Source organism: Halomonas qinghailakensis (genome assembly GCF_025820815.1).
GTDB classification, from domain to species: domain Bacteria; phylum Pseudomonadota; class Gammaproteobacteria; order Pseudomonadales; family Halomonadaceae; genus Vreelandella; species Vreelandella qaidamensis.
This window is the reverse complement of the sequence record NZ_CP096974.1, coordinates 1-6107: the sequence shown is the minus strand read 5'-3', so window position 1 is coordinate 6107 and position 6107 is coordinate 1. Positions and strand designations below refer to the sequence as shown.

Here is a 6107-nt window from a genome sequence, read left to right as displayed (position 1 = left end):
AGGTTTTGCATCAGTCTGCTAGTTGTCTGCCTAATGTCTACAAAGCACCTGCTTAGGCTCAAATATCTGCTAACTGTCTGCTTAGCGTCTGCTTGTTGTCTGCAAGTGTTGCCTGTCGGTGACTATCAGCGGTTTGGGTGGGAAATATAGGCTTATGTACCCTATTTGTACTTGATATGTACTATCGATGTACCCCATTTGTACTCTGTTTGTACCTTATTTGTACTTTTCCCACCAGCTACCGCTGGTAGGTGAATTTTGGACGCTCTAAGGGCCATTTTTGGCCCTTAAATGGGCTATACACCATACGCACCTTACAGGTGTGCTGTAGCCCGCATGGTTGATAGGTTTCTAGTATTTTGCACATAAAGAGCTGTAGCTACTAACGGCTACAAACAGGGGTATAAAGGCCGAGAATTGGGAGTTTTAAGAGCTACAAAAAGAGCTACAAGCCTATTTCACAGTAAATGCGTTCGAGAGTAGAAGTTTCTGAACTGAGAGAGAACGTGGAATGGGATAATAATTCCCACGCTCTCTTCACCTCCATTTTCAATTGAGATCGTGGACGTTGTGTTCTTTCAGATACTGGCGTAAGGCTTGATTCATACGGGTTTGCCAGCCTTTACCCGTTTGACGGAATGCCTCAACCACTTCTTGGTCATAGCGAATCTTTACGGACACCTTCCGCTCACTCTCCGGGATCGGAGGACGACCGCGGCCGCGCTTCACCAGGGTATCGCCATGGTATTGATGCGCCGCCTCAAACCACTCGTTTGTAAGCTCTAGTGCATCGTCAGGATCAAACCAGGTGCTGTTCGTATCGTTGCCTTTCGCGTTCATTGGCATACCTCATGGAAATAATGCGGCGCTTTTTTCCGCGTTGAGTTCAGACAATCACGGTCACTTTGTCACTTTGTCACTTTGTCACTTTGTCACTTTGCCGGTGAGCTTACCCACGGTGATGATGCGTTCTTCGCCGTAGTCCTGGCGGTCGTCCACCATCGATAGCGTTTTGCCAGCAAAGATGGCAGGCGCATCGTTAAAATCCAGACCGCGATGTTGCAGGGTGTCTTGCTGTTTTCACAGGTCGTACTCAATCTCATTGCCTGGGGCACTTCTCTGGCATGAGTACCTAAGAGCCGGGTATCATTCTGCTACAGAAAACTAAAAGTCAGCTGGTTAGAACCACGCGACTCGGAAGCGACACTATGGGGTTAGGGTATGATGAAATCGGTTGAGCTTTTCGCAGGCGCTGGGGGGCTAGCGATGGGCGTGACTCTCGCTGGCTTCGAGTCCCTTGCGGTAGCCGAGTGGGACCGTTGGGCCTGCGATACGATTCGTGAAAATCAGCACAATGGGTATCCCCTGGTTAAGGATTGGCCACTGTGGGAAGGTGACGTACATGTTTTCGACTGGTCAAGCATTCCTGAGGGAATAGATCTACTGGCTGGTGGGCCACCTTGTCAGCCATTCTCAATGGGTGGCCAGCATAAAGCTTTCGGCGATAAGCGCGATATGTTTCCTGTCACTGTTGAGGCAGTTAGGCGACTCAAGCCCAAATCATTTCTCATCGAGAATGTAAGGGGGCTGACCCGCACGAGTTTTCATGAATATTTTCAGTACATCCAGCTACAGCTCGAATTTCCCGAGGTCGCTCGGCATAACGGTGAAACTTGGCTAGAGCACTTGAAACGACTCCGGGAAGAGAAAACCTCTGGTGCCCTGCATTTCAACGGCCTTACTTACAATCTATTTCCTGTTTTGGTTAACGCGGCTGACTATGGTATTCCGCAGAAACGAGAACGTATCTTTATCGTTGGTTTTCGCTCTGATCTTGGTGTGGAATGGTCGCCACCAGATACGACCCACTCTTTAGATGCCTTGCTTTATGATAAGTGGGTTACCGGGGATTATTGGGAACGGCATCGGATTCCCAAGTCGTGCCGACCAGCGGTGCCTGAGCGTCAAATCAAGCGGGTGGAAAAGTTGGGTAATTCGGTTTTGCCGAATGTTCATAAGCCTTGGCGGACTGTGCGGGATGCGCTGGTTGATGTGCCAGATCCGCGTGAGGAAGGAGCAAGTTTTTTCCGCGACCATAAGTTTCAGGATGGCGCGCGAGTGTATAAGGGGCACACTGGAAGTCCATTAGACCTGCCCTCAAAGACGCTAAAGGCTGGAGTTCATGGTGTTCCTGGTGGGGAAAATATGATGGTTTGTGATGACGGCAGTGTTCGCTATTTCACAGTACGCGAGTCAGCCCGATTGCAGAATTTTCCAGATGGCTACACTTTCCATGGTGCATGGAGTGAAGCTATGCGCCAGTTAGGTAACGCCGTGCCTGTCGCTTTAGCCCGGACTATGGCTTGCTCCATCGCTGAACAGTTGGCTTTGGCGCAGCTTCGTAATTTGGCCAACGAGCAGCGCAGCAGTAGTAGGAAAATGGCATGACCAATAAGATCATTCCCTTTAACCCACTCGATAAGAAACACCTTGGTGAGAGTGTAGGCCAAGCGATGCTTCGCCAGTCTGTAACGTCTTTCAGCAAGCTTAATAAATTCAATGGCGCTGGGGTCTATGCAATTTATTACATTGGAGACTTCCCTTCTTACCAGGCTATTGCGGCGCGTAATAAGGATGACGAGTTTTTAGCACCTATTTATGTCGGAAAGGCTGTACCGTCAGGCACTAGAAAAGGAAAAATATCTTCGATAGCGACAACGGCTCTGTATAAACGACTGAACGAACACAAAAAAAGCATTGAGGAAGCTGAAAACCTTAGCATTGATGATTTTCACTTCCGGGCCTTGGTCGTTGACGATATTTGGATTCCTCTTGGAGAGTCATTGCTGATCTCAAAGTTTGCTCCAATTTGGAACAATCTAGTGGATGGGTTTGGTAACCATAACCCTGGTAAGGGGCGTGTTGCAGGTCTGCGACCTCGATGGGATGTTCTTCATCCAGGCCGTTCTTGGGCCGATAATTTTCAGCCTAGGTCTGAGACAATGAAGCAGATCATGCATGAAGTAGAGGAACATCTGCGCAGCAACCCTCCACCAGACAACAACGTCATGATTACAGTTTAATCAATCGTGATGGAGCCTCGTAGAAACGTTGCACGTAATAATTAGAGTTCGCAGTGCTTGCGGTTGATAGTGTTTACCCTGAGCATCTGACTGTCCGGTTTTTGACTTCTGGCGGCAGACCACATAAAACTCAAGATAATGAGGATAATCTTGAGTTTTGACCAATAAGCGTGAAAATTTCACGCTTATTGGTCTGCACTTGTAGACATCTCTCCTCTTGAGTGAACGGCCATGACTCTTCGCAAAATCAGCGACCTCAAACCCGTGTTTAGCAGTGACCGTGTTACTGAGTGGCAGCCTACGCTCCTGGGGCCACGCTACCGCTATGAGCGGGATCGGGCCGCCGTTGGGCAGGAAATGACGCCAGGCAGCGAGCAGTACGAGTGGCACGTTCTAGCCAAGAACGACCTGACCCACGCCAAGCGCAAGGTGTTTGCGCTAATCACCGAGGAATACCTGTAAATGGCGCGTACGCGGGCCATACAGGCCGCTGAAGCACAGTTGTGGCTAGAGGTGCTGCTAACGTATGCGTTTAGCCCTACGCCTGCTCAGCAGGCTGCTCAGCTGGATTTACTGGGGGTTGCCCACGATGCCACCGCGTATCCTGACGATATTCCCGATGACCGACTGGCTGAGCTGCTGCTGGCCTGGGCAGAGTGTTACGTTGGGGGGGAAGATTGGCAGCGGCTGCAGGCGAAAATCAGGCAGCGGCGCAGCCAATAGATACGTATTAGCGCTATCTATCCTTGTTGTTTGCTTGATTTTCAAACATAGAGCGAGCTAATGACCTCAACCCATGAGGATCTTCATAGGTTTCGGTCTTCTGTGGGAGTGCTGACGGTTTAGTCGAGGCAGGAGGTGGGGGCAGCTGTCGTAGCTGAGCGACTTCTTCTCTTAGCGAAACTAGCTCTTGGTGCATAGCCTGCAACGCTTGCAACATTGCTGGTTGCAAGTCCTCACTTTTGGCGGTTGCATCTGGTTGCATTTCAGGTGGAAGTTGTTTTGGCTCACCGTAGCAGCGCACCAGTTCAGCAATATCTACTACACGAGTTCCGTCTCCTCTAAACCCGCAGGATAAGCGGCCTGACTCTATGTGGCGATGAATAGTACTGCGATGTTTTTCATAGAGCTTAGCGACTTGAGGAATAGTTAGTTGCATGCATGTCTAATTGGTTGCGTATCCTGGTTGCATGTTAGCTCTAATCAGTAAGTGATCGTTAACTATGGACGGCAATAAATAATGCTCAGTTTTCAATAAAGCAGAACAGAGCTAGCCTCTAGCTGGTTGCTTAGCTTCGCTCAGTAACCTCAACGCAGTATCTTCATACCCTTCGCCAGGACGTGCTTTACTCTCAATGACTGCACGAGGAATCCCATAGAGCGCCCCTACGGTGTTTCTAAGAGGAGCCCCTGAATTTCCCTTGGCTTTTTCTTTTCTGGCTTTCTGAGGCGTTGCTTTGGCCTTTTCGCCAAAAGTGAAAGTCAGATGAGTCACCCTCCGTCCAGTTTTGCGTTGTTCCCATTTCACCCAAAGTGGTGAATGTTCGTTGACTTGCTTAATTGCTGGCTCAACTACCCAGCGCTTAAAGTCACGAATATTGGGATAACGGTCTTCAAGCTGAAATGCTTCACGCAACCAATCTATGGAAACTACACGCTCTCCTGTTCCTCGCCATTGAGCTAGTAGTTCATAGAGACGAACAGCATGCGCGCTTGTCATCTTGGCTATGTCTGCAAGAGCATAACGGGTGAATTGCTCGGTTAATTGAGATAAATACGGCACCATATCGGTACCAAAGCGCAGAGAGACAGCTCCCCCACCTTCGTCATATTCGATGGTTTGCACCCAGCGAGTAAGCCGTACTTTAACCTTACCGTCCCCATTAGGTGAGGCGTGTAAAGAAACACGACGCTCAAATAGACGCTCAGATGCTGCTTTAAGATTTTGGTAAGCGGTTCCTATCTGAGTTCCACTCATTTCAGCGATTTCTTGGGCACTAACGCGATAAAGCTTCTGATCAGTCAAAGGTTCATCCCTACGTACCTTTGAGATACATGCCAGCACAACACGTTGTTCATAAATACTAAGGCGATAAGACGCCTCTATCAGAGCATTGGCTTTGTAGATTTGAGCATCATGCATATTACCAAGCCTATAATGTGAGCTTTTTATTTGACTCACACTAAACCATCAATCCCTCCTCTTTACAACCATCAATCTCTCCTCTTTTAACCATCAATCCCTCCTCTTTCAACCATCAATCCCTCCTCTTTTAGAGGTTTTAAAATATAAAAATCAATTACTTATAGAGCCTAAAAGGGAAAAGGAAAAAGTACATAAAAGAGCGCGCTATGCGCTCGCCTACCCTCCGCTTCGCTTCGCCCACGGCGTGCCTAATAATGTTGCGCCAAAGGCGCACTAATTAAGAGCGGCTTTCGAGGTGCTCCGCACCTGCGCCGCTTTTAGTGGGTGGTCTCCGACCACGATAAAATTGAGTCGAATTAAGTAAACCCCTGTTAAGCAAAGAAAGGACTAAGCAGTTTCATTTTCGAGAGGTTCTCCACCTAAGTAATGTCAGCAAAAAATGTGCATTGCTGTTACCGCTCGCAGGCTCGCTTCATGGGGGCAAGCCCCCATACCCCATGAACCTATGCCCTCAGGGCATGCCAAACATAGGGGTTAGGTGTAGGCGGAACGCCTGCTTCCTGCTAAACAAAAAGAAAGCATGAATTATTAGAAAAGTGGTTTGATAGTCTATACAGTTATATTTAATAGAGAGCAAAGGAGGGTTCCCAGTGACTTATCAATACTTTCTTTTATCTACTCCTGTAATAATGGGTATTATATTAACTATTTATGTTCATAAACTATTAAAGGAAGATAAGAAATAGTTTATAGCCTTATAAATAAATATATGGCCACGTCAGTGACTTTAGATTCAAAGGGATTCCCTTTGGCACACCGAACGTATGCAAAGTGCCTTAGCAATTTGTATACGTCCGTGGCGTGCCTGCATTTTTTTC

The 6107-nt window shown here is 48.1% G+C and carries 8 protein-coding genes; 4 read left to right on the top strand and 4 right to left on the bottom strand.

The window, feature by feature from the left end:
• Positions 1-549 precede the first annotated feature (549 nt).
• Both M0220_RS17350 and M0220_RS17385 read right to left on the bottom strand, forming a co-directional pair.
• Complete coding sequence (locus tag M0220_RS17350; protein ID WP_264019254.1) at positions 550-840, bottom strand: BrnA antitoxin family protein; 291 nt, start codon at positions 838-840, stop codon at positions 550-552.
• A gap of 84 nt (positions 841-924) precedes the next feature.
• Positions 925-1026 (bottom strand): BrnT family toxin, encoded by a 102-nt coding sequence (locus tag M0220_RS17385; protein WP_318784697.1) that lies wholly within the window; start codon positions 1024-1026, stop codon positions 925-927.
• Between the two features lie 198 nt (positions 1027-1224).
• On the opposite strand from M0220_RS17385, the gene M0220_RS17340 reads away from it, so the two are divergent.
• From M0220_RS17340 to M0220_RS17325, 4 genes are all read left to right on the top strand, one after another.
• Positions 1225-2448, top strand: a complete 1224-nt coding sequence (locus M0220_RS17340; RefSeq protein ID WP_264019260.1) for a DNA cytosine methyltransferase — start codon at positions 1225-1227, stop codon at positions 2446-2448.
• Entirely contained in the window at positions 2445-3083 is a 639-nt protein-coding gene (locus M0220_RS17335; protein WP_264019259.1) for an Eco29kI family restriction endonuclease, read from the top strand. The genes M0220_RS17340 and M0220_RS17335 overlap by 4 nt, the downstream gene beginning before the upstream one ends.
• Before the next feature lie 231 nt (positions 3084-3314).
• Complete coding sequence (locus M0220_RS17330) at positions 3315-3545, top strand: hypothetical protein (RefSeq protein WP_264019258.1); 231 nt, start codon at positions 3315-3317, stop codon at positions 3543-3545.
• Entirely contained in the window at positions 3546-3806 is a 261-nt protein-coding gene (locus tag M0220_RS17325) for a hypothetical protein (RefSeq protein ID WP_264019257.1), read from the top strand.
• A gap of 13 nt (positions 3807-3819) precedes the next feature.
• On the opposite strand, the gene M0220_RS17320 is transcribed toward M0220_RS17325, so the two are convergent.
• Both M0220_RS17320 and M0220_RS17315 read right to left on the bottom strand, forming a co-directional pair.
• Complete coding sequence (locus M0220_RS17320; RefSeq protein ID WP_264019256.1) at positions 3820-4242, bottom strand: helix-turn-helix domain-containing protein; 423 nt, start codon at positions 4240-4242, stop codon at positions 3820-3822.
• Between the two features lie 111 nt (positions 4243-4353).
• Positions 4354-5226, bottom strand: coding sequence for a replication initiation protein (locus M0220_RS17315; protein WP_264019255.1), 873 nt, complete (start codon positions 5224-5226; stop codon positions 4354-4356).
• Positions 5227-6107: the final 881 nt, after the last annotated feature.